General features: G+C 73.6%; 21 protein-coding genes and 1 pseudogene. 10 read left to right on the top strand and 12 right to left on the bottom strand.

The features are described from left to right. A partial coding sequence (locus tag B7P34_RS36910; protein ID WP_146166943.1) for a glycoside hydrolase family 6 protein occupies window positions 1-1,593 on the bottom strand: 1,593 nt, incomplete at its 3' end. A 213-nt stretch (window positions 1,594-1,806) separates the two neighbouring features. Here B7P34_RS36910 and B7P34_RS27730 point away from each other — a divergent pair. Then, window positions 1,807-2,772 carry a TIGR03557 family F420-dependent LLM class oxidoreductase gene (locus B7P34_RS27730; protein WP_106680910.1) on the top strand — a complete coding sequence of 322 codons (966 nt, stop codon included), beginning with the start codon at window positions 1,807-1,809 and terminating at the stop codon, window positions 2,770-2,772. A 30-nt stretch (window positions 2,773-2,802) separates the two neighbouring features. Here the strand turns inward: B7P34_RS27730 and B7P34_RS27735 are convergent, their stop codons facing one another. Then, window positions 2,803-3,864, bottom strand: coding sequence for an ATP-dependent DNA ligase (locus tag B7P34_RS27735; RefSeq protein WP_106680943.1), 1,062 nt, complete (start codon window positions 3,862-3,864; stop codon window positions 2,803-2,805). A 92-nt stretch (window positions 3,865-3,956) separates the two neighbouring features. Here B7P34_RS27735 and ligD point away from each other — a divergent pair, with 92 nt between their 5' ends. The 3 genes from ligD to B7P34_RS37700 all read left to right on the top strand — a co-directional run bounded on the left by ligD (window position 3,957) and on the right by B7P34_RS37700 (window position 5,885). After that, window positions 3,957-5,000: a non-homologous end-joining DNA ligase gene (gene ligD, locus B7P34_RS27740; RefSeq protein WP_106680912.1), complete on the top strand. Its 1,044-nt coding sequence runs from the start codon at window positions 3,957-3,959 to the stop codon at window positions 4,998-5,000. Window positions 5,001-5,083: 83 nt separating this feature from the next. After that, window positions 5,084-5,509, top strand: coding sequence for an SH3 domain-containing protein (locus tag B7P34_RS27745; RefSeq protein WP_106680914.1), 426 nt, complete (start codon window positions 5,084-5,086; stop codon window positions 5,507-5,509). Between the two features lie 175 nt (window positions 5,510-5,684). Then, on the top strand, window positions 5,685-5,885 hold the full coding sequence (locus tag B7P34_RS37700) for a hypothetical protein (protein WP_189383096.1): 201 nt from the start codon (window positions 5,685-5,687) through the stop codon (window positions 5,883-5,885). 91 nt (window positions 5,886-5,976) lie between these two features. On the opposite strand, the gene B7P34_RS27755 is transcribed toward B7P34_RS37700, so the two are convergent. From B7P34_RS27755 to B7P34_RS27780, 6 genes are all read right to left on the bottom strand, one after another. Beyond that, window positions 5,977-6,438 (bottom strand): MscL family protein, encoded by a 462-nt coding sequence (locus tag B7P34_RS27755; RefSeq protein ID WP_106680918.1) that lies wholly within the window; start codon window positions 6,436-6,438, stop codon window positions 5,977-5,979. 75 nt (window positions 6,439-6,513) lie between these two features. After that, window positions 6,514-7,248, bottom strand: coding sequence for a Mut7-C RNAse domain-containing protein (locus B7P34_RS27760; protein ID WP_106680920.1), 735 nt, complete (start codon window positions 7,246-7,248; stop codon window positions 6,514-6,516). A 117-nt stretch (window positions 7,249-7,365) separates the two neighbouring features. After that, the gene (locus B7P34_RS27765) at window positions 7,366-7,629 is read right to left on the bottom strand and encodes a hypothetical protein (protein WP_106680922.1); all 264 of its coding nucleotides are present in this window, start codon (window positions 7,627-7,629) and stop codon (window positions 7,366-7,368) included. Between the two features lie 178 nt (window positions 7,630-7,807). Then, complete coding sequence (locus tag B7P34_RS27770; protein WP_223268299.1) at window positions 7,808-8,371, bottom strand: hypothetical protein; 564 nt, start codon at window positions 8,369-8,371, stop codon at window positions 7,808-7,810. Further along, window positions 8,372-9,574: an RNA-guided endonuclease InsQ/TnpB family protein gene (locus B7P34_RS27775; RefSeq protein ID WP_223268300.1), complete on the bottom strand. Its 1,203-nt coding sequence runs from the start codon at window positions 9,572-9,574 to the stop codon at window positions 8,372-8,374. 443 nt (window positions 9,575-10,017) lie between these two features. Beyond that, window positions 10,018-10,662, bottom strand: coding sequence for a hypothetical protein (locus B7P34_RS27780; protein WP_146166944.1), 645 nt, complete (start codon window positions 10,660-10,662; stop codon window positions 10,018-10,020). Window positions 10,663-11,026: 364 nt separating this feature from the next. Between B7P34_RS27780 and B7P34_RS27785 the strand changes: the two genes are divergently transcribed. From B7P34_RS27785 to B7P34_RS27800, 4 genes are read left to right on the top strand one after another with little or no spacing between them, the layout of a single operon-like run. Beyond that, window positions 11,027-12,310: an aminotransferase class I/II-fold pyridoxal phosphate-dependent enzyme gene (locus B7P34_RS27785; protein ID WP_106680926.1), complete on the top strand. Its 1,284-nt coding sequence runs from the start codon at window positions 11,027-11,029 to the stop codon at window positions 12,308-12,310. Continuing rightward, window positions 12,307-13,467: a GNAT family N-acetyltransferase gene (locus B7P34_RS27790; protein ID WP_106680928.1), complete on the top strand. Its 1,161-nt coding sequence runs from the start codon at window positions 12,307-12,309 to the stop codon at window positions 13,465-13,467. The genes B7P34_RS27785 and B7P34_RS27790 overlap by 4 nt, the downstream gene beginning before the upstream one ends. Then, window positions 13,464-14,309 (top strand): ABC transporter permease, encoded by an 846-nt coding sequence (locus B7P34_RS27795; protein ID WP_106680930.1) that lies wholly within the window; start codon window positions 13,464-13,466, stop codon window positions 14,307-14,309. Before B7P34_RS27790 ends, B7P34_RS27795 begins: the two co-directional genes overlap by 4 nt. Continuing rightward, window positions 14,306-16,357: an ABC transporter ATP-binding protein gene (locus B7P34_RS27800; protein WP_106680932.1), complete on the top strand. Its 2,052-nt coding sequence runs from the start codon at window positions 14,306-14,308 to the stop codon at window positions 16,355-16,357. The genes B7P34_RS27795 and B7P34_RS27800 overlap by 4 nt, the downstream gene beginning before the upstream one ends. Before the next feature lie 99 nt (window positions 16,358-16,456). Here the strand turns inward: B7P34_RS27800 and B7P34_RS27805 are convergent, their stop codons facing one another. From B7P34_RS27805 to B7P34_RS27820, 4 genes are all read right to left on the bottom strand, one after another. Beyond that, complete coding sequence (locus tag B7P34_RS27805; RefSeq protein ID WP_353620272.1) at window positions 16,457-16,852, bottom strand: DMT family transporter; 396 nt, start codon at window positions 16,850-16,852, stop codon at window positions 16,457-16,459. Window positions 16,853-16,868: 16 nt separating this feature from the next. Then, window positions 16,869-17,876 carry a ribosome small subunit-dependent GTPase A gene (gene rsgA, locus B7P34_RS27810; RefSeq protein WP_106680935.1) on the bottom strand — a complete coding sequence of 336 codons (1,008 nt, stop codon included), beginning with the start codon at window positions 17,874-17,876 and terminating at the stop codon, window positions 16,869-16,871. A 47-nt stretch (window positions 17,877-17,923) separates the two neighbouring features. Beyond that, entirely contained in the window at window positions 17,924-19,294 is a 1,371-nt protein-coding gene (gene aroA, locus B7P34_RS27815; RefSeq protein ID WP_106680937.1) for a 3-phosphoshikimate 1-carboxyvinyltransferase, read from the bottom strand. A 132-nt stretch (window positions 19,295-19,426) separates the two neighbouring features. Next, complete coding sequence (locus tag B7P34_RS27820; protein WP_106680939.1) at window positions 19,427-20,140, bottom strand: M50 family metallopeptidase; 714 nt, start codon at window positions 20,138-20,140, stop codon at window positions 19,427-19,429. Window positions 20,141-20,181: 41 nt separating this feature from the next. Between B7P34_RS27820 and B7P34_RS27825 the strand changes: the two genes are divergently transcribed. Together B7P34_RS27825 and B7P34_RS27830 are read left to right on the top strand one after the other, a co-directional pair. Beyond that, window positions 20,182-21,012 carry an SOS response-associated peptidase gene (locus B7P34_RS27825; protein ID WP_106680941.1) on the top strand — a complete coding sequence of 277 codons (831 nt, stop codon included), beginning with the start codon at window positions 20,182-20,184 and terminating at the stop codon, window positions 21,010-21,012. A 129-nt stretch (window positions 21,013-21,141) separates the two neighbouring features. Next, a pseudogene (locus B7P34_RS27830) lies at window positions 21,142-21,430 on the top strand (alpha/beta family hydrolase); the annotation flags it as partial.

A 21,430-nucleotide genomic window follows, 5' to 3' on the forward strand; every position in this document is an offset into this window, starting at 1 on the left:
TGGTGCTGCCGGTACCGGAGCCGCCGGCACGGGAGCGGGCGCCACCGGCGCGGGTGCCATCGGGGGCCCGGAAGCGGCAGGAGGCGCCGAGTTGTCGTCCGCGGGCGGCAGACCGGGAGCGGTCCCGGGAGGCGCGGCCGGCGTAGGGATCGGCACTTCCGGTTCGCCGGGCTCCAGTGACGGGCGCGTGGGCCGCCCCGGTGTCGCACGGGCTAGTTCGAGCGCGTACTCCGCCCACCAGCGGCCGGCCGGCGGCGCGCCGCGGCAGGCGCCGTCGGACTCCCCGGGCCGTTTGATCCACAGGAAGGCGTCGATGCGAGGGTCCCCGGTGGCGGTCGTCGGCGGCGTGCCGAGGGCCCTCCCGGGCGGGTTGCACCAGGACTCGGGCTCGTGCTCGCCCTCCTGCGTGTGCTCGGGCTCCGCCTCGTGCACGTCCTCGTGCTCCGCCCCGGGCCCGGACTCGTCGGGGCCTTCGTCGCTGTACGGGCGGCCGGCCTCCGCCTGCTCGGCGTCGTCCAGTTCCGCCAGGTCTTCCAGCTCTCCCGGCTCCTCCAGTTCGTCCAGCTCGTCGTCGGGGTCCACTCTCCCCGCAGCGCGCCGGGCGTCGGCCGCGGCCGACCGGGCCTTGGACGGCTTCCCCTTCGGCAGGCCCCCCTTGGGACGGTTGCCCCTCGCCCCGCCACTCTTCCGCCCGCCGCCTTTCGACACCTCGCCTTTCGACGCGTCGCCCTTCGGCCGGTCGTCCTTCTTCCCCTTGTCGGGCGGTTCAGGGAGCGGCCCGTTGCCGTTGCGGCTCGTGTCGATGACGTAATGCGCGCCGCCGAGCAGCGCCGAGAGGCGGTCGCCGTAGGCGCGTGTGACGGGCGTCGTGTGGAAGTTGGAGACGTTGAGCGCGAAGCCGTCCGCCTCCGCGATCCCCGCTTCGGTGAGCGCCGTCACCATCAGGTTCTGGTCCTTGATCCAGCCGGGGTTGCCGGCGTCGATGTAGACCGAGACCCCGGGCCGGGCCTTGAAGGTCCGCACCGCCCGGGCGATGAGGGCCGTCCGCTGCTTGGCCGCGGCGGCGGGGACGCAGCCGGACGCCCACTGGGCGAGCGCGTCCGGTTCGAGGACGACCCAGGCCCGGCGCGCGCCGATCCCGGCCGCCGCCCGCGAGGCCCACGTGCGGTAGTGGGCGGCGTCGGGGGCGCCGCCGGAGGAGTACTGGCCGCAGTCGCGCTGCGGGATGTTGTAGGCGACCAGGACGGGGATGACCCCGGCGCGCTCGGCCTGACGGGTGACGCTCTCGGCCTGTGCCTTGGGGTCGTCGCCGGTCAGCCAGACCGCCACCGGCTCGCGCGCGATGCGCTGCAGGACCCGCGCGTCGTCCTCGCGCCCCCGCTCCTGCCACACCTCCACCTGGCGGGCCGCGGGCCCGCGCGGCTCGACCCAGAACGGGGACGCGGCGTCGAGGCCCTCCTCGTCGTCCGTCAGCGCCCCCCTGGCCGGCCAGGCCAGGGACATCGCACCGGCGCACGCGCAGGCCGCCGCCACGAGGGCCGCACCCCACCGCAGCGCCCTCTTCCTCTTCTTCCTCTTCATCCTTCCGGCCATGGGTGCCCGGTCCTGGTGGGGCCGGGCGCCGGGCCGTCGAGCGTCGTATGGCATCGATCCCCCGTACTTCATATTGGCTGACCGGTCCATTTCAGACACGGTGGCAGGTGCCGACCCGTCAGACACGTCGGGTTACGCCGAACGGGACGCGGAGAATCGCTCTGTCGACACATCGTCAGTTACGGGTGCGCCGTCACCGGGAAGCCGAGCCGCATGGTGCAGATCGGCTACACGATGATGACCGAGCAGGCAGGACCCCGGGATCTCGTCGCGCACGTGGTGGGCGCGGAGGCGGCGGGGTTCGACTTCTCCGTCACCTCCGACCACTACTTCCCCTGGCTCGCCTCGCAGGGCCATTCGCCCAACGCGTGGGCCGTCCTCGGTGCCGCGGCGCAGGCGACGTCCCGGATCCCGCTGATGACCTACGTCACCTGTCCGACGACGCGCTATCACCCGGCGCTCGTCGCCCAGCAGGCGGCCACCCTCCAGCTGCTGTCCCAGGGGCGGTTCCGCCTCGGGCTCGGCTCCGGCGAGAACCTCAACGAGCACGTCGTGGGGCACGGCTGGCCCGGCGTCAGCGTCCGCCACGAGATGCTCGAAGAGGCCGTGTTCATCATCCGGGCCCTCTTCGCGGGGGACCTCGTCAACCACCACGGCACCCACTACGACGTCGACCACGCCCGGCTGTGGGACGTCCCCGTGCCCGCCCCGCCCATCGGGATCGCCGTCTCGGGCGAGCACTCCTGCCGGCTGGCCGGGGGCGCGGCGGACCTGGTCATCGCGACGGAGCCGAAGCGCGAGCTGCTGGAGGCCTTCGACCGCCACGGCGGCGCCGGGAAGCCCCGGATCGGGCAGCTTCCCGTGTGCTACGACACCGACCACGGCGCGGCGGTCGAGCGGGCCCACGAGCAGTTCCGCTGGTTCGGGCTGGGCTGGAAGGTCAATGCCGAGCTGCCGCACGACGCCTCCTTCGCCTCCGCCTCCGCGTCCGTCACGAAGGAGGAGGTCGCCGAGGCGATCCCCTGCGGCTCGAACACGGACCGCTTCGTGGAGGCCGTACGGGCGTTCACCGACGCGGGGTTCACCGAGGTCGCGCTCGTGCAGATCGGCGGCGGGCATCAGGAGCCGTACCTGGAGTGGGCCGAGAAAGAGCTGCTCCCCGCCCTGCGCACGCTCTGAGCGTGGCCCGTGCCGTGCGGCGGCCGTCCGTCACAGCGCGAGGACGTCGGCGAGCTTGTAGTCCGCCGGCTCCTCCAGCTGGGCGTACGTGCACTGGTGCGGCTCGCGGTCGGGGCGCCAGCGGCGGAACTGCGTGGTGTGCCGGAAGCGGTCGCCCTGCAGGTGGTCGTAGGCGACCTCGCACACCCGCTCGGGGCGCAGCGGCACCCAGGACAGGTCCTTGGTGCCGGTCCACCGGCTGGGCCCGCCCGGCAGCCGGCCGGCCGCCTGCGCCTCCTCGCTGGTCCACTCCTGCCACGGGTGCCCCTCGGCCGTGGGCATCCGCAGCGGCTCCAGCTCGGTCATGAGCTCCTGGCGGCGGCGCATGGGGAACGAGGCGCAGACGCCGACGTGCTGCAGGCGCCCGGCCGGGTCGTAGAGGCCGAGCAGCAGCGAGCCCACGACGGGCCCGCTCTTGTGCAGGCGCAGCCCGGCGACGACGCAGTCGGCCGTCCGCTCGTGCTTGATCTTGGCCATGGCCCGCTCGCCGGGCCGGTACGGGGAGCCGGGCGGCTTGGCGACGACCCCGTCGAGCCCGGCCCCCTCGAACTGCTCGAACCACGCGTGCGCCGTCTCCAGGTCGTACGTGGCCGGCGCGACGTACACCGGGGCCGAAACCCCCCGCAGCGCCGAGGTCAGGGCGTCGCGCCGGTCCCGCTGCGGGGTCGCGAGCAGGGACTCCTCGCCGAGGGCGAGCAGGTCGAAGGCGATGAAGCTCGCCGGGGTGACCTCGGCCAGACGGCGGACGCGGGAGGCGGCGGGGTGGATGCGTTCGAGCAGGGCGTCGAAGTCGAGGCGCCCGCCGCGGGTGATGACGATCTCCCCGTCGAGCACGCAGCGGGGCGGCAGCTGCTCGCGAAAGACCTCCACGAGCTCCGGGAAGTAGCGGGTCAGGGGCTTGCTGGAGCGGCTGCCCAGCTCGACGTCGTCGCCGTCGCGGAAGACGATCGCCCGGAAGCCGTCCCACTTCGCCTCGTAGAGCATGCCGGGCGGGATGGCCGCGACGGACTTCGCGAGCATCGGCTGCAGCGGCGGCATCACGGGGAGATCCATGACCGCGATTGTGCGGGCCACGGGCCCCGGCCGCCTCTCCGCGGAGCCACCGTCCGCAGGCGCGGCCCGGCGCCGCCCCCTAGCGTGAGGACATGGCACAGGAGGCGCTGGAGCTCACCGTGGGGGAGCGGACGGTACGGCTGTCGCACCCGGACAAGGTCTACTTTCCCGAGCGGGGCTACACCAAGTACGACCTCGCCCGCTACTACCTCGCCGTCGCCGACGGCATCGTCCGCGCCCTCAAGGACCGCCCCACCACGATGGAGCGCTACCCGGACGGGGTGGAGGGGGAGTCCTTCTTCCAGAAGAGGGCGCCGAAGAACCTCCCCGAGTGGATCCCGACCGGGCGCATCGCCTTCCCCAGCGGCCGCTACGCCGACGAGATCTGCCCGGGCGAGGCGGCGGCCGTGGTGTGGGCCGCGAACCTCGGCTGCGTGACCTTCCACCCCTGGCCCGTGCGCCGGACGGACACCGAGCACCCCGACGAGCTGCGCATCGACCTCGACCCGCAGCCGGGCACCGGGTACGCCGACGCCGTCCGGGCCGCCGTCGAACTCCGCGACGTCCTCGACGGCCTGGGGCTGACCGGCTGGCCCAAGACGTCCGGGGGCCGCGGGCTGCACGTCTTCGTGCCCATCGCGCCGCGGTGGACCTTCGTCCAGGTGCGCAGGGCCGCCATCGCCGTCGCCCGGGAGCTGGAGCGGCGGCTGCCGCAGGAGGTCACCACGGCGTGGTGGAAGGAGGAGCGCGGCGCCAAGGTGTTCGTCGACTACAACCAGACGGCCCGCGACCGCACCATCGCCAGCGCCTACTCGGTGCGGCCCCGCCCGCACGCCCCGGTGTCCGCGCCGCTGACGTGGGACGAGGTGACCGGCGGCGCAGTGCCCGAGGACTTCGACCTGGCGACCATGCCGGCCCGGTTCGAGGCCGTGGGCGACGTGCACGCGGCCATGGAGGACGGGCCGTGCGGCCTGGAGTACGCCCTGGAACTGGCCGACCGGGACGAGCGCGAGCACGGCCTGGGCGACCTGCCGTACCCGCCGGAGCACCCGAAGATGAAGGGCGAACCGAAGCGCGTCCAGCCGAGCAGGGCCCGGAAGGGGCCGGACGAGGGGACATCAGACACGAAAGAGTGAGGGCGAATTGCCCTGGTTTATCGAAGATTGCGGCGTGGTACGACGGCATTGCGTCATTCACTCCGCAGACCAGGGAGCCCCCCATGCCCAGGACATTCGCAGTCCGCAGCAAGAAGTTCTCGACGGATGCCATCGCTGCGGCCGCCTTGGCGGGCTCGCTGCTGGTCGCCGGCTCGGCCCAGGCGGCCTCGGGCCCCGGCGTCCCACCCGTCCCCCAGCAGCCCGCCGGCAAGATCGTCAGCGCCTCGGGCGTCAACGAACGCATGTACCCCAGCACGGACTCGGCGGTGCGCGGCACCGTGGCCCGCGGCGCCAAGATCACCCTGAAGTGCAAGGTCCGCGCCCAGACCATCGGCGGCAACAACATCTGGTACCTGCTGCGCAACCGCAACACCTGGGTCTCGGCGGCCTACGTGGGCAACGCCGGCGCCGGTGCCGTCCCGCTGTGCAGAGACGTCGACCGCACCCCCTTGGACAACGCGCCCGCCACCCGGGCGGCCATGGGCTGAGGCACCGTCAGCGACGAGGAGGGCGGCCTCTGCCGGCTGCCCTCCTCGTCGCGTTTCCCTGCGCCCCCCGTGCCGATTACTCCGGGTGGCTGAAGGTAACGGATTGTGCTGCCGTCTCGGGCGCCGGGCGGAATAATGGGCCATGTCGTTGTTTCCCCGGCCGAATGCTGTCGTGATGCTGTGTAAGGACTGTCTGAATCCCGTCATCGAGGGGCCCGAAGGCGGCTACGTCTGCGGCCAGTGCTTCCACGTCGTGGAGCCCAACGGCTACGCGGAGCGCCGGGCCGAGGGGGTGCGGCGGGCCGCGGAGGAGCGCCGCATCCGCACCGAGGAGCGCCGCGCCCGGGCCCAGGCCCGCAACCGCACCTGGCCTTGAGAGCCCTGAGTGTCCTGAGCGCCTTGAACACCTTGAATGCCTTGAATGCCCTGAGGTCCTGAGGCCCTGAGCGTTCCGAACGCCCCGGGCCTCAGCGGCCCGCGGGCGCCGCGCCCCCGGCGGTCGCGGCGGCAGGCGGCTGGTCGCTGCCGCAGTGCAGGCACTTGGCCGCTGCCGCCGGGAGGTCCTCCGACAGGCACGCCGGGCAGGTCTTGAGCGGGCCCGGCTCCCCGAAGACGACCACCCCGCGCCGCGCCTGCACGTGCTTGTACGGGACGACGATCAGGAAGTACACCACGGCCATGAAGATCAGGAAGTAGACGGCCGCCGAGAGGAACGAACCCAGGTCCAGGTAGGTGTTCTTGTTGCCCGCCCGGCCCAGCTGCCACCCCAGCCCCATCGAATGGCCGCCCTGGAGCCGGGCGATGATCGGGTTGATGACGAAGTCGGTGAACGCCTTGATGAGCGTGCTGAACGCCAGCGCGATGATCAGGCCGACGGCGACGGTGACGATGTCACCGCGCATGACGAAGTTCTTGAATCCCTTGAGCATGACCGTCCTCCGCACAGCACGCTACATTCCGTCACGCGGTCCTCAGCGGTACGGCACGCGCAAGGGCCTCCTCCCTCAGGCGGCGGAGCCGCCGAACTCCCGCACGGCGTCCTCGACGATCGCCTCCAGCCGCGCGTGGTGCGCCCCGCGCCAGTACACGCGCCCGCAGGCGGTGCACTGCGCGAACACGTCGTACGTGCGCCGCGTCCCGTGCTCCAGCCGCTCCGCGACCGTGTCCTTCTCGGCGTCCGCGAGCCGCCCGTTGCAGGCGGTGCAGCGCGTCCACGGGGCCAGTACCGGGGCGAACCGGCCGAGGACGTCCCGCAGTTGTTCGTCGGGCCGGTCGCTGTAGACGTAGGCGCCGGCCCATATCTCGCGCCGCCGCAGCAGCCCCCGGTCGCGGCTGAGCAGCACCCGGCGCTCCGCCGCGGACAGCGCGGCCAGGGCGGGGTCGCCGATGTCCTCGCTCTCGTAGGCCGCATCCACGCCCAGCAGCCGCAGCCGGCGCGCGAGCGTCCCCAGGTGCACGTCGAGGAGGAAGCGCAGCGGCGCGCCCGGCACCTGCTGAGGGCGCGCGACCGCGCGCACCTCGACGGATTCCCCCGCGGAGGGGACGTGGGACACCGGCACCGCGCGGCCGTCGACGAGCAGCGTGCCGGCCTCGGTCAGCGGAACGCCGAGCGATTCGACGACGTGCCCCAGGGACGAGGAGGCGTCGATCGTGACGGGCGCCCGCTTCCGGCGCAGCTCGGAGTTGACGAAGAGCCGCAGCTCAGGGGCGAGGGTGACATGGATTTCCGGTCTGCTCACGCCGTCAGCATGCCACCACCCGGCGGCCCGCCGGGCCCGGGGTGGGCGGGCGGCGCTGCCGGCCCCGGGCCCGGCCCCTGTGCGGGGGCCGGAGCCGGGAGGCGCCCCGACGGGACGTCAGGAGGCGCTGGGCAGGGCCGGTACCCGGTGCGTGGGGCAGGTGTAGCCGTTGCCGTGGAGGTAGGCCCAGCCCAGCTCCTCGATGTGGGGCGTGGCGGTGTGCGTGTGGTGCAGGAGGTGTCCCCACAGGTCGTCGTCGCGCGAGGGGCCGGGGTCGGTGATCACGAGGTCGAAGGTCGTGTGCGTGGTGCAGCCGTGGTGGTCGCACGCCAGGTAGAAGCGGACGGGGCCCGGGGTTTTGCCTGCGGTGGTGAGGCTCATGGGGGTAACTCTCGGGGGACGCACGGGGCCGGGGAGGGCGGATCGGCGGATGTCTCCCTCGCTCCGGTGACGGAGCGTGTAATGACGGCCGGGGCCGGGTAGTCCTCCTCCCCTGGCGCACCTTCGGTTTTCCGCGGCATCCGCTCAGGAGTTCTGGCACAGTGGTTACTGTGTGTCGTCACTGGCGGACGGTCCAGTGGTCGTTGGCGCCCGCCTGGAGGAACTTCAGGGGCGGGCAGAGGAAGTCGCGGCCCTGAGGGCTCGGCTCGGTCCACGGCGCGTCGGCCGGCCGGGCGGGGCGCCATGCCCCGCGGCTGCGCAGGCTGACGGCGCTGGAGTCGAAGACGGTCTTCCGCGCCTCGGTGCAGTAGTAGCCCGTTCCGGTCGCGGGGTTGACGCTCGCGTAGATCTCGAACATGTCCCAGCCGTGGGTCAGGCCGCTCCGGTCCTTGCCCGACTGACGGAACAGCAGGTCCCAGCCGGCCGTGCGGTGGTTGTAGAGGTACGCCGACCACTGGTTCGCCGTCGCGTCGTCCTGGACCAGCTGCACGCTGTAGGCCGGGCGCCCGGTCGCGTCGTCCGTGTACGTGGAGAGGAACGCGGCGTCGATGCTGAGGGTCTTCGCGGGGCCGCCGGGGCTGGAGCACCAGTCCCAGGCCCAGATCTCGTTCCCGCTGTTCCAGTAGGCGGTCACGACCTCCATGCACGAGTTCTGGGCCTTGGTGGTGGGGGAGTAGGTCAACTACCTGGTCCTGGAGGACCGGGCTTGCAGGCAGAGCACGGTGTGATGCCGTGCTGTGGTCTCCTGCGTCCGGAACGGCTGGGCCGTTCTGGGGCGGTTGACTGCGCCCCGCTGCCACGCGGCATCGGCCCGATGGGCGATGTTGCGGGAGCCGTTGTGGTCCGCGTGCAGTACCGCTCCGCAGGAGCGGCAGGCGAACCGTGCTTGACTGATCCGGTTGGACCGGTGGGTGTGCCAGCACTCGGAACACTGCCGGGAGGTGTTGCGGGGGTCGACGAAGACCACCGGGACACCGGCCCGCCGTGCCTTGTACTCGACGAAGGAGCCGAGCTGGGCGAAAGCCCAGGAGTGCAGTCGTGCCCGCTGGTCCTTCTTGGCCGTAACCCTCTGCCGGATACCGGACAGGTCTTCCAGTCCGATACCCCGCGAGGTGCGTTCAGCGGTGGCGACGAGCTTCTTGGCGATGATGTGGTTGCGCTGGGTGGCGTACCGGGATTCGCGGCGCCGGATACTTTTCAGGCGGCGCATGGCGGACTTGGTCCGCTTCTTCTGGAGCTTGGTCCGCAGGTCCCGCCTGCGCCGGCGGTAGCGGTTGATCTGGCGGCCGGACATGATCTGCCCGTCCGAGGTGGTGGCGATGTTGACGATGCCGAGGTCCACGCCGAGGAAACCGTCCGGCTCGTACACCTCCGGCTCGGGCACGTCGATGGTGGCGATCAGGAAGAACATGCCGTCCCGCAGCACCAGATCCGTCTCTCCCTTGCGAGAGGCGAGGAGCTCCATGGCCTGGTCGGAGCAGACGAACGGGATGCCCTTCAACCGCCCGGCCACCGTCCAGATGGAGACGGTACGAGCATCCAGGTTCCAGGTCAGCATGCGGTCGTCGTACGGCTGCGCCGCCCCCTCGCGGAACACGACCGGCCTGGACTCCGCCCGCATCCGGCGCTTGCCGCCCTCCGGGCCGAGGTTTCCTGCCTTGATGTTCGCCTTCAACGTGGCGTAGGCGTCACACACCTTCTTGACGGTGCGGACAGCCGCCTGTGCCCCGAGGTCGAAATCCGCCTTGATCCGGTGGTACACGGCCTCTTGCAACACGTTGCGCCGCTTCAGATCACGAGCGAACGCCACCTCCGACGCCGCGTTCGCGGCCCGGTTGCACGCGCGCAGAGTCGCCGCCAGCGCGTCCGCATCATGAGCGGACACAGGCAACAACTTCACCTGCGCAACAATCTTCACGCAAAGCAACCTAGTGCGGTCCGGCATTGGAGGTCAACGTCCGGTCCAGACAGAATGAAGCGGACTCCGCCGCCGCTCGACTCCGCCCCGAGGAAGCCATTCCTCCCGGGGCTGAACCCCCGGGCCGGGCTGGGGGAAGGCGCCCCACCAGTTGTGCGTGAGACCGGCCTCCGGGAGCGCGGTCCCGCCGCCGGGTATCCGGTCGTGGCGGCTCAGGGCGCCCGCCGGCGCGGCGGCCCTCGGCGAAGACGTGTGCGGCGCGTTCGCGGGCGGGGGAGTGGCCCGGGGCGCGGGCGCCGGCGACCGTGCCGCGGTGCGTGGCGTCGGGGGAGGGCCGGGGGTCCACCGCGCACAAGAGGGCGGCACGGGCCCCGGTAAGGCCCGTGCCGCCCTCGCAGGCTGATCCGCGCTCAGCCCAGAATGCCTCCCAGCACCCCGCCGACCAGCCCCGTCAGCCCGCCGACGACGCCGCCGAGCGCGTTCACCAGGCCGCCCAGCAGGTTCGTCACCAGCGCCAGCAGCCCCGGGCCGCCGCCGTCGTACCGCTCGTGCCCGTGTCCGTGCCCGTGCCCGGGAGACGGGCCCCGCCTGGACACGTCGACCCCGTCCTTCGCCAGGTACGCCGTGGCCGCGGCCGCGTCCGTCGCGGCCGTGGTCATCCTCTCCAGGTCCGGGTGCGCGGCCGCGGCCTCTTCGGCCAGCACGGCCCGGGCCCGGTTCAGACCGCCGAGGTGCTCCTCGACCTGCGCGCACGAGGGACCCCGCTCGGCTTCGACGGCCGTCTCCGCCGCGCCCTGCCCGGCCGCCCGGCAGGCCTTGAGGGCCTTCGCGGCCCGCTGTCCGACCACGTTGCGGTCGATGGCCCGGGCCCCGTCGGAGGCGGCCGCGCGCAGCGACTCGGGCGAGGGGGCCGGCGCCTCGGGCCCCGTGGGTGACGTGGGCGGCTTCGGGGGCGGGAAACCGGTCGAGGCACCGGCGGTGCCGGCCGCACCAAGGGCCAGAGCACCGCACAGGGCGCCGGAGACCACGAGAGCGGTTCTGCGGGAAGAACCCATGAACGAACTCCTTCGGGCAGGACGGGCGATCGCCGGGAGGGCGATCGTTACGGTCACCTTGCGCCCGCCCCCGGCCCCCCGCAATTCGTCGCCGGGGCTTTGCGCCGATCAGCCGAAGGCCCATCAGAAAGGCCCGCGGCGGCGCCCCGCCCGGCCCGGGCCCGGCGGGCGGGCGATCGTATAGAGACACAAGCGGAAAAGCCAATGACGACCACGCGTGAGTGAAAGCAGCCCGTACGTCCTGGCCCCGCACGCCCCCGCAGGGCAGGCTGCCAGGCGCACCACCGCGCTCCTTCCACACCGTCCCGCCCTGTGTACCGTCCCGTCCCGCTCAACTCCGCCGACGGAAGAGCCCCCCTCCCTCATGCCCGACAGCAATCCCCGCCCCGACCTCTTCGACAAGGCCCCGGCCTCCTCCTTCCTGCGCGCCGTCCACGCCACGCCCGTACGGCCCTACTACCGCCCCCTGCGGGCACGCGACGGCGAGGCGGTCGTCGACGGGCGCAAGGTCGTGATGGCGGGGTGCAACGACTATCTCGGCCTGGCCACCGACCCCCGCGTCACCGCCGCGGCCGCGACGGCCCTCCAGACGTACGGGACCTCCTGCTCGGGCGCCCGCACGCTCAACGGCACCCTCCCGCTCCACGGCGAACTCGAGGCCGCCGTCGCCGACTTCCTCGGCACCGAGGACGCCGCCGTGGTCACCACCGGCTTCCAGGCCAACCTCGCCCTCTCCGCGCTCTTCGGCCCCGGCGACGCCGTCTTCAGCGACGCCGCCAACCACGCCTCGCTCATCGACGGCATCCGCCTCGGCGCCGCGCACCGCCTGCGCTACCGCCACGCCGACGCCGCCCACCTCGACCGGCTCCTCGCCGACGCCGACCCCGCCGCGGCCAAGGCCGTCGTCACCGACGGCATGTTCTCCATGGACGGCGCCCTCGCGCCGCTGCCCGCCCTGACCGCCGCCGCCCGCCGCCACGGTGCCCGCACCCTCGTCGACGGGGCCCACGACATCGGGCTGCTGGGGCCCGCGGGCCGCGGCGCCGCCGAACTCCTCGGCGTCCACGAGCAGGTCGACCTGTTCACCGGCACGTTCTCCAAGTGCTTCGGCTCCACCGGCGGCTTCCTCGCCGGCCCCGCCCGCGTCATCACCCACCTGCGCTACGCCGCCCGCGCCATCCTCTTCTCCGCCTCCATGCCGCCGCCCGCCCTCGCCGCGGCCATGAGCGCCCTGGAGATCAGCATCGACGAGCCCTGGCGCCGCCACCGCGTCCTGGACCTCGCCGGCCGTCTGCGCACCCGGCTCAGCGCCCTCGGCTACGACGCCGGCCCCGCGCACGCCGACCCCGCCCCGCCCGGCGCGCCCCCGCCTCCGGGACCGGTCATCGCCGTACGCACCGGGGACCCGGCCGACTGCGTCCGGCTGTGGCAGCACCTGCTCGACGCGGGCGTCTACACCAACCCCGTCGGCCCGCCGGCCGTCCCCGAAGGCTCCAGCATCATCCGCGTGACCCTCCAGGCCACTCACACCGACACCCACGTCGACCGCATCTCCGAAGCCTTCGCGACCGCCCGGCGGACCCCGCGGTCCACCGCCCCCGCGCTCGCCCGCCCCCGTCAGCCCCTTGCCCCGGAGACCGCCCGATGACCGACGTGACCGTCACCCCGGTGCGCGGGCGCGCCGCCACCACCGCCTTCATCCGGCTGCCCCACGCGCTCTACCGCGACGACCCGCACTGGGTCGCCCCGCTCGAACACGAGCTGCGCGCCTGCCTCGACCCCGGCCGCAACCCCTTCCACGCCACCGGCACCGCCCAGCTCTTCCTCGCCCGCCGCGGCACCACCCCGCTCGGCCGCATCGCCGCCCACATCGACCCCAGATTCCAGCAGCGCCACCAGGAAAGCACCGGCCACATCGGCTTCTTCGAGTGCACCGACGACCCGGCCGTCGCCGGCGCCCTGTTCGCCGCCGCCGACCGGTGGCTCGCGGCCCGCGGCGCCGACCGCGTCCTCGGGCCCCTGAGCTTCACCACCAACGACGAATGCGGCCTGCTCGTCGACGGATTCGACCGCCCGCCCACCGTCCAGATGCCGCACACCCCCCCCTACTACGCCGACCTGTTCACGGCCTGCGGCTTCACCAAGGCCAAGGACCTCCACACCTTCACCGGCCCCGTGCCCGCGGACGGCGAAACCCCCGCGGTCATCCGCCGCGCCGCGCAGCGCGCCCTGACCGACCCCGCCGTCCGCATCCGCCCCCTCGACCCCCGCCGCTACGACGCCGACCTCGCCGCCGTCCGCCGCGTCTACAACGAGGCCTGGGCCGAGAACTACGCCTCCGTTCCCTTCACCGACGCCGAGTTCCGCCACGCCGGCCGCCGCCTCAAGCCCCTCCTCGTCCCCGACCTGCTGCAGATCGCCGAAGTCGGCGGCGAACCCGCCGGCTTCACCCTCTGGCTCCCCGACGCCAACCAGGCCCTCGCCGCCGCCCGCGGCCGCCTCACCACCTACGGCCTGCCCCTCGGCCTCGTCCGGGCCGCCCGCGCCCGCCGCCGCATCAACCGCACCCGCGCCTCCACCTCCGGCGTCACCAAGGAACACCGCGGCCGCGGACTGATGGCCGCCCTCTTCTGCCGGGCCCAGCAGGCCGCCGCCCGCCTCGGATACACCGAGAACGAGTTCTCCTGGATCCTGGAGGACAACCGCGACGCCGCCCGCCACGCCCGCGCCATGGGCGCCGTCCACACCCGCACCCACCGCCTCTACCACCGCCCCCTCGGCCCGGCCCCGGCCACCGCCTCATGAGGTACGCCGTCACCGGCGCCACCGTCCTCCTGCTGCTCTTCCTGCTCGCCTTCGCGGGCCCCCACCTCACCCACTGGAGCCACACCGACATCGACTACGGCGCCCTGCGCGAGGCCCCCTCCGCCGACCACTGGTGGGGCACCAACCGCATCGGCCAGGACGTCTACGCCCAGGTCCTCCACGGGCTGCAGAAGTCCCTGCTCATCGGCCTGCTCACGGCCCTGACCGCCACCGTCCTCGCCTCCCTCGCCGGCGCCTGCGCCGGCTACTTCGGCGGCTGGACCGACCGCGTCATGACCTTCTTCATCGACCTCCTCCTGGTCTTCCCCGCCTTCCTGATCACCGCCATCGTCTCGCCCCGGCTGCGCGAGCGCGGCTGGATCGTCTTCGTCGGACTCCTCGCCGTCTTCGGCTGGATGATCACCGCGCGGGTGGTGCGGTCCATGACCCGCTCCCTGAAGGAACGCGAATTCGTACGCGCCGCCCAGCTCATGGGGGTGCACCCGCTGCGTATCATCGTGCGCCACATCCTCCCCAACGTCTCCTCCTTCCTCATCGTCGACGCCACCATCGCCGTCGGCGGCGCCGTCATGAGCGAGACCGGCCTCTCCTACTTCGGCTTCGGCGTGCAGCCCCCCGACGTCTCGCTGGGCACCCTCATCGCCGACGGCTCCGACGCCGCCCTCACCTACCCGTGGATGTTCTTCTTCGCCGCCGGGCTCCTCGTCGTCTTCGTCCTCGCCGTCAACTTCCTCGGCGACGGGCTGCGCGACGCCCTCGACCCCACCTCGGGCCACCCACGCACCAGGCGCCGCCGGCGCCGGAACGGAGAGCCGGCATGACCGCGCCGCCCGCCGACGTGATCACTTCGGCGCGTACGGACGCCGCCCTCGCCGTACGCGGCCTCCACGTCGACTTCGACGGACCCGCGGGCCCCGTGCCCGCCGTCCGCGGCGTCGACCTCACCCTGCGCCGCGGCGAAGTCCTCGGCCTCGTGGGCGAGTCCGGCTCCGGCAAGTCCACCGTGGCCCTCGCCGCCATGGGGCTGCTGCCGCGCACCGCGCGCGTCCGCGGCTCCGTCCTGGCCGGCGGCACCGAGGTGCTCGGCGCGGGGGAGAAGGCGCTGTCCCGGCTGCGCGGGCGCCGCATCGCGATGGTCTTCCAGGACCCGCTCTCCGCGCTCACCCCCGTCCACCGCGTCGGCGACCAGATCGCCGAAGCCGTCCGCACCCACCAGGACACCGGCCGCGACCAGGCCCGGCGGCGCGCCGTCGAACTCCTCGACCTCGTCGGCATCCCCGACCCGGAGCGGCGCGCCCGCGCCTACCCGCACGAGTTCTCCGGCGGCATGCGCCAGCGCGCGATGATCGCCATGGCCGTAGCCAACGCCCCCGACGTCATCCTCGCCGACGAGCCCACCACCGCCCTCGACGTCACCGTCCAGGCCCAGATCCTCGACGTCCTGCGCACCGCGCAGCGCGAGACCGGCGCCGCGCTGCTGCTCGTCAGCCACGACCTCGGCGTGATCGCCGGGATGGCCGACCGGGTCGCCGTCATGTACGCGGGGCGCGTCGTGGAGAGCGCGCCCGCGGACGAGCTGTTCGCCGCGCCGCGCATGCCGTACACCATCGGGCTGCTCGGCGCCGTGCCCCGCCCCGACACCGACGGGCGCCCGCTCACGCCCGTGCCCGGCTCCCCGCCCGACCTGCGGCTGCTGACCGGAGGCTGCCCGTTCGCACCGCGCTGCCCGCTCGCGGACGAGGCCTGCGCCGCGGACGAGCCCGCGCTCGCGGGCACCGGCGGGCACGTCGCCGCGTGCGTGAAGACGCCCGGGCCGGAACCGTACCCGGTGCCGGAGCCGCTGCCTCCGGCCCGTGCGGCGGACGCGGCCCGTGACGAACTGCCCCCCGTCCTGCGCGTCCAGGGGCTCGCCAAGACCTTCCCCGTCCTCAAGGGCGGCGTCTTCCGCCGCCGCGTCGGCAGCGTGTACGCCGTCGACGGCGTCGACCTCGACATCCGCAAGGGAGAGACCCTGGGCCTCGTCGGCGAGTCCGGCTCCGGCAAGTCCACCGCCCTGATGGAGATCCTGCGGCTCGCCGCGCCCGAGGCGGGGGAGATCGAGCTCCTCGGCCGGCCCGTCGCCGCGCTCACCAGGCGCGAGGCGCACGCCCTGCGCGGCTCCGTGCAGATCGTCTTCCAGGACCCCATGGCGAGCCTCGACCCCCGCATGCCCGTCGGCGAGATCGTCGCCGAACCGCTGCGGGCCCAGGGGCGCGGCCGGGCCGCCGTCGCCGGGCGCGTCCCGGAGCTCCTGGAGCTCGTCGGCCTGGAAGCCGGGCACGCGGGACGCTTCCCGCACGAGTTCTCCGGCGGGCAGCGGCAGCGGATCGGCATCGCGCGGGCGCTCGCCGTCGAGCCGGAACTGCTCGTCCTGGACGAGCCGGTGTCCGCGCTGGACGTGTCCGTCCAGGCCGGTGTGCTCAACCTGCTGCAGCGCCTCAAGCACGAACTGCGGCTCGCCTACCTGTTCGTGTCGCACGACCTGGCCGTCGTACGGCACGTCGCGGACCGGGTGAGCGTCATGTACCTCGGGCGCACCGTCGAAACCGGCCCCGTCGGGGAGGTGTTCGCCCGGCCGCGGCACCCGTACACGCAGGCACTGCTGTCGGCCGTGCCGGTGCCGGACCCCGCGCGGGAGCGCGCCCGCGAACGCATCCTGCTGGCGGGCGACCCGCCGAGCCCCGTCGTACGGGACGAGGGGTGCCGGTTCCGGGGGCGGTGCGTGCTGTACGCGGGACTGGGGAGTGCGGAGCGGTCGCGGTGCGAGGGGCTGCGGCCCGGCGCGCGCGAATCCGGAGCGGGGCACGTGGTCGCGTGCCACTTCGCCTAGGGCGGCCGGCGGAGGTCTACGGGCTTGCGCGGGTTCGGCACCGCCGGCCAGCGCCGTTGGGGTTGACCGCCGTTGCGGCGGTGGAGAGGCCGGACGGGCTCAGTGCGCCGAGCCCGACAGCTGCAAGCCCATCACTCCCAGGATCACCAGGCCGATCGACACCAGCTTCAGCGCCGACACCAGGTCGCCCAGGAACACCATGCCGTAGATCGCCGTCCCGGCCGCGCCGATGCCGGTCCACACGGCGTAGGCCGGGCCCACGTCCAGCTTCTTCAGGGAGAGCGTCAGCAGACCGAAGCTGCCGAGCGCGAAGCACGCGAACGCGATCGTCGGCCAGAGCCGGGTGAAACCGTGGGAGAGCTTGAGACAGACCGCGAAGCCGGTCTCCAGCAGTCCGGCGACCACGACCAGCAGCCACGCCATCAGTTTGCCTCCCGCGTCTCGGTGACCGCCGTCCGTCCCGGTGTGCTTGATGCCCTTGCCACTGGCGGTCACTCGCAAACGTAGGCGATCAGTCGCCTTCGCGCCGCTCCCGCGTGGAAAGCAGTCGCCGCAGCGAGTACAGCCGCTGCGGATCGGCGTGGCCGTCGGCCACCCACGCGTCCAGCGCGCAGTCCGGCTCGTCGTGGCTGCAGGCGCGCGGGCAGCCCTCCGTGCCCGGCTCCAGGTCGGGGAAGGCGTGGATGACGCGCGAGGGGTCGATGTGGTTCAGGCCGAAGGAGCGCACGCCCGGGGTGTCGATGACCCAGCCCGAACCGGTCGGCAGGGGCAGGGCCAGCGCGGACGTGGTGGTGTGCCGACCGCGGCCGGTGACGGCGTTGACGTGGCCGGTGGCCCGCTGCCGGTCCGGGACGAGGGCGTTGACCAGGGTGGTCTTGCCGACGCCGGAGTGGCCGACGAACGCGGTGATCCGGTCCTCCAGCTGCGCGCGGACCCGGTCGGCGGCCCCGCCGTCCGCGAGCTCCTCGCGGCTGGTGACCACGTAGCGCACGCCGAGCGCGCCGTAGGACTCCAGGAGCTTGTCCGGGGAGGCGAGGTCCGACTTCGTCAGGACGAGCAGCGGCTCCAGGCCCGCGTCGAAGGCCGCGACCAGGCAGCGGTCGATGAGCCGGGGCCGCGGCTCGGGGTCCGCGAGGGCGGTGACGATCGCGAGCTGGTCGGCGTTGGCGACCACCACGCGCTCGTACGGATCGTCGTCGTCGGCGGTGCGGCGCAGCACCGACGAGCGCTCCTCGACCCGCACGATGCGCGCGAGGGTGTCCTTGTCGCCGCTGAGATCCCCGACGACGGCGACCCGGTCACCGACCACGACCCCCTTGCGGCCCAGCTCGCGGGCCTTCATGGCGACCACCTTGCGGTCGTCGACCAGGCAGGTCAGCCGGCCGCGGTCGACCGTGAGGACGAAGCCCTCGGCGGCGTCCTCGTGCTTGGGGCGGATGTTGGTGCGGGGGCGGTTGCCCTTGCGGTTGGGGCGGACGCGGACGTCGTCCTCGTCGGGGTTCTTGCCGTAGCGGCGCATTGCGGGTTTTCCTGGCTTTCCTGGCTTTCCTGGCTTTACCGGATCTCTCAGGCTCTCGGCGCCGTCGCCGCCCCCGCGACGGTGCCCAGCATCCCGGTCCACAGCTCCGGGAAGTCGGGCAGGGTCTTGGCGGTCGTCGCGACGTTCTCCACCAGGACGCCGTCGACGGCGAGGCCGATGACGGCGGCCGCGGTGGCGAGCCGGTGGTCCTCGTAGGTGTGGAAGACGCCGCCGTGCAGGGGACGCGGGCTGATGCGCAGCCCGTCCGCGGTCTCGGTGACGTCGCCGCCGAGCTCGTTGATCTCCTTGGCCAGGGCGGCCAGCCGGTCCGTCTCGTGCAGCCGCAGGTGAGCGATGCCGCGCAGGACGGACTCGGAGTCGGCGAGCGCCGCGACGGCGGCGATCACCGGGGTGAGCTCGCCGACCTCGTGCAGGTCGGCGTCGATGCCCGTGATGCGGCCGGTGCCGGTGAAGGTCAGGCCGGCCTCGGTCAGCTCGCAGGAGCCGCCCATGGCGGTGAAGATCTCCCGCAGGGCGTCGCCGGGCTGGGTGGTGCGCTCCGGCCAGTCGGGGATGGTGACCCGGCCGCCGGTGATCAGGGCGGCGGCGAGGAACGGCGCCGCGTTGGACAGGTCCGGCTCCACGACGACGTCGCGGCCGAGCAAGGCGCTGGGGGAGACCCGCCACACGTTCGGCTCGCCGCCGGACTCGGGGGTGTCCACCTGCGCGCCGGCCTGGCGCAGCATGTCGACGGTCATCCGGATGTGCGGCATCGACGGCAGGACGGCGCCGGTGTGCCGGACCTCGACGCCCTGGTTGAAGCGCGGCCCGGACAGCAGCAGCGCGCTCACGAACTGGGAGGAGGACGAGGCGTCGATCTCGACGGTGCCGCCCTCCAGGGCGCCCCCGCCGTGCACGGTCAGCGGCAGGGCCCCGCGCTCGTTGTCGTCTATGCGGGCGCCCAGGGCGCGCAGCGCGTCGATCACGCCGTGCAGGGGGCGCTCGTAGCTGCGCGGGTCGCCGTCGAAGCGGATCGGGCCGTCGGCGAGGCTGGCCACGGGCGGCAGGAAGCGCATCACGGTGCCGGCGTTGCCGACGTCGACGGTGGCGGGGCCGCGCAGCCGGGCCGGGATCACCCGCCACGCCTCGCCGGAGCCGGCCGGGCCGTCCGCGTCGGTGGAGCTGGAGGAGACGGTCTCCTCGATGCCGACGCCCATGGCGCGCAGCGCCTCGGCCATCAGCAGGGTGTCGCGGGACCGCAGGGGGCGGCGCAGCCAGCCGGGCTCGGAGGCGAGCGCGGCCAGCACCAGGGCGCGGTTGGTGACCGACTTGGAACCGGGCACGGTCACGGTCGCGTCGACCGCTCCTGTGGCGAGGGGGGCGGGCCAGAGGTCGGAGTGCGCGGGGTTCTCGGTCATGCCTTTACCTTACTGACGTTCTCCCCGTGGTCCCGTCCTGAAGGGCCCGGGCCCGCGGTCGCGCCCCCTGCCCTGTCAGGTGCCCCCTGCCCTGTCAGGTCGGGAGCCCGGCGGCCCCGCCGGGCGCCTCCGTCACAGGCCGAGCAGCCAGCGCCCGCCGCCCGTCAGCGCGCACAGCGAGATCACGTGGAAGAAAACCAGCCAGACGACGGCGGGCAGGTTGGTGAGCCGGGCGAGCTGGTCCGCGTCCGAGTCGGGAGCGCCCCCGTAGCGGCGCTTGGCCTGCAGCTCGAACGCCGGCCGGACCCCGCCGAGCAGCAGGAACCACACCACCCCGTACGCGAACAGCGCCTGCACCGCCGGCCCCGCCAGCCAGGAGACCAGCACGAACAGGGAGCCGGAGAGGACGACGGTCAGCACCCCGTAGGCGTTCCGGATCATCAGGAGCATCGCGGCCAGCAGCGCCGTGGCGAGCCACAGCAGCGCCGTGATGTGACCGGCGGACAGCAGCCACGCGCCGCCCAGGCCCAGCAGCGACGCCGCGGGGTAGCCGGCGGCGGCGGTGAGGATCATGCCGAGGCCCGAGGGCTTGCCGCGCGACACCGTCAGCCCTGAGGTGTCCGAGTGCAGCCGGATGCCCTCCAGCCGCCGCCCGGCCAGCAGGGCCACCAGCCCGTGGCCGCCCTCGTGGGCGATGGTGACGGCGTTGCGGGTCACCAGCCATATCCCGCGCGGCGCCACGGCCGCGAGCGCGACGATCCCGGTGGCGGCCACGAGCCACACGGAGGGTGCGGGCTGGGTCCCCACCACGCGGTCCCACAGGGCGGTGGCTTCGGTGCTGTCCATTTGTGCGCGGCTCCTCGTGGGTCCGTGGCAGGGTGGCCAATATGTGTGGTCGATATGCGGCGAGCCGTAAGCCCGAGGATCTCGTGGGGCTCTTCGGCGTCGAGAAGTGGGAGCCGTCCGAGGCCCTCGCCCCGGACTGGAACGTGGCCCCGACGAAGAGCGTGTACGCGGTGCTCGAGCGTCCCCTGAAAGACGCAGCCGACCGGCGTCCGGTTCGCCAGCTGCGGCCCCTGCGCTGGGGACTCGTGCCGTCGTGGGCGAAGTCCCCCGAGGGCGCCGCGAAGATGATCAACGCCCGGTCGGAGACCGTCCACGAGAAGCCCTCCTACCGGAGGGCCTTCGAGGCCCGCCGCTGCCTCATACCCGCCGACGGGTACTACGAGTGGGTCACCGGCGCGGCGGAGCGGGAGCTGGAGGAGAAGGGCCGCAAGAAGCGCCCCCGCAAGCAGCCCTATTTCGTCACCCCGGCCGACGGGTCGGTCATGGCGATGGCCGGGCTGTACGAGTTCTGGCGCGACCCCACGCTGCCGCCCGACCACCCGCAGGCCTGGTGGGCGACCTGCACGGTGCTCACGACGGAGGCCGAGCACGAGCCCTTCGCCCTCCCGGAGGGCGGCCGGGCGCCGGAGGGCGGGCCGCGTTCCCTGGCCGAGATCCACCCCCGGATGCCGCTCGTGCTGCCGCCGGACCGGTGGGCCGCGTGGCTGGACCCCGGCCGCACCGGCACCGAGGAGCTGCGCGGCCTGCTGACCCCGCCGCCGGCCGGGTCCGTGCGCGCCTACCCGGTCACGACGGCGGTCAGCGACGTCCGCAACAACGGCCCGGAGCTGGTGAAGGAGATCGAGGCGCCGGAGGAGGCGACGCTGTTCTGAAGGCGCCCCGGTTCTGAAGGTGTCCTGGTTCTGAACGCGCCCCGGTTCTGAAGGTCGCCCCATGCCGGCGCACCGCTTGTTCTGCCGGCGCACCGCTCGTTCCGAAGAACCGTGGACGATGATGGACCGGTGACCGAGACCGTTCCCACCCCCGCCGGCGACGCCCGCATCCACTGGCACCCGGCCCCCCGGGCCCGCCTCGTGCTCGCCCTCGGCCACGGCGCCGGCGGCGGCGTCGAGGCCCGCGACCTGCAGGCCCTCGCCGCGGCGCTGCCCGCGCACGGCGTCACCGTGGCCCTGGTGGAGCAGCCCTGGCGGGTCGCCGGCAAGAAGGTCGCCCCCGCGCCGAAGACCCTGGACGCGGCGTGGACCGCCCTGTGGCCGGCGCTGCGGGAGCCCGGCCTGCCGGTCGTCGCCA

The sequence above is a fragment of the Streptosporangium nondiastaticum genome (assembly GCF_003011965.1).
Lineage (GTDB): Bacteria > Actinomycetota > Actinomycetes > Streptomycetales > Streptomycetaceae > Streptomyces > Streptomyces nondiastaticus.

Coding starts and splice junctions, on each gene's coding strand:
- B7P34_RS27730 (WP_106680910.1), top strand. CDS start 1,807: ATGGTGCAGATCGGCTACACGATGATGACCGAGCAGGCAGGACCCCGG.
- B7P34_RS27735 (WP_106680943.1), bottom strand. CDS start 3,864: ATGGATCTCCCCGTGATGCCGCCGCTGCAGCCGATGCTCGCGAAGTCC.
- ligD (WP_106680912.1), top strand. CDS start 3,957: ATGGCACAGGAGGCGCTGGAGCTCACCGTGGGGGAGCGGACGGTACGG.
- B7P34_RS27745 (WP_106680914.1), top strand. CDS start 5,084: ATGCCCAGGACATTCGCAGTCCGCAGCAAGAAGTTCTCGACGGATGCC.
- B7P34_RS37700 (WP_189383096.1), top strand. CDS start 5,685: ATGCTGTGTAAGGACTGTCTGAATCCCGTCATCGAGGGGCCCGAAGGC.
- B7P34_RS27755 (WP_106680918.1), bottom strand. CDS start 6,438: ATGCTCAAGGGATTCAAGAACTTCGTCATGCGCGGTGACATCGTCACC.
- B7P34_RS27765 (WP_106680922.1), bottom strand. CDS start 7,629: ATGAGCCTCACCACCGCAGGCAAAACCCCGGGCCCCGTCCGCTTCTAC.
- B7P34_RS27780 (WP_146166944.1), bottom strand. CDS start 10,662: ATGGGTTCTTCCCGCAGAACCGCTCTCGTGGTCTCCGGCGCCCTGTGC.
- B7P34_RS27785 (WP_106680926.1), top strand. CDS start 11,027: ATGCCCGACAGCAATCCCCGCCCCGACCTCTTCGACAAGGCCCCGGCC.
- B7P34_RS27790 (WP_106680928.1), top strand. CDS start 12,307: ATGACCGACGTGACCGTCACCCCGGTGCGCGGGCGCGCCGCCACCACC.
- B7P34_RS27795 (WP_106680930.1), top strand. CDS start 13,464: ATGAGGTACGCCGTCACCGGCGCCACCGTCCTCCTGCTGCTCTTCCTG.
- B7P34_RS27800 (WP_106680932.1), top strand. CDS start 14,306: ATGACCGCGCCGCCCGCCGACGTGATCACTTCGGCGCGTACGGACGCC.
- rsgA (WP_106680935.1), bottom strand. CDS start 17,876: ATGCGCCGCTACGGCAAGAACCCCGACGAGGACGACGTCCGCGTCCGC.
- aroA (WP_106680937.1), bottom strand. CDS start 19,294: ATGACCGAGAACCCCGCGCACTCCGACCTCTGGCCCGCCCCCCTCGCC.
- B7P34_RS27820 (WP_106680939.1), bottom strand. CDS start 20,140: ATGGACAGCACCGAAGCCACCGCCCTGTGGGACCGCGTGGTGGGGACC.
- B7P34_RS27825 (WP_106680941.1), top strand. CDS start 20,182: ATGTGTGGTCGATATGCGGCGAGCCGTAAGCCCGAGGATCTCGTGGGG.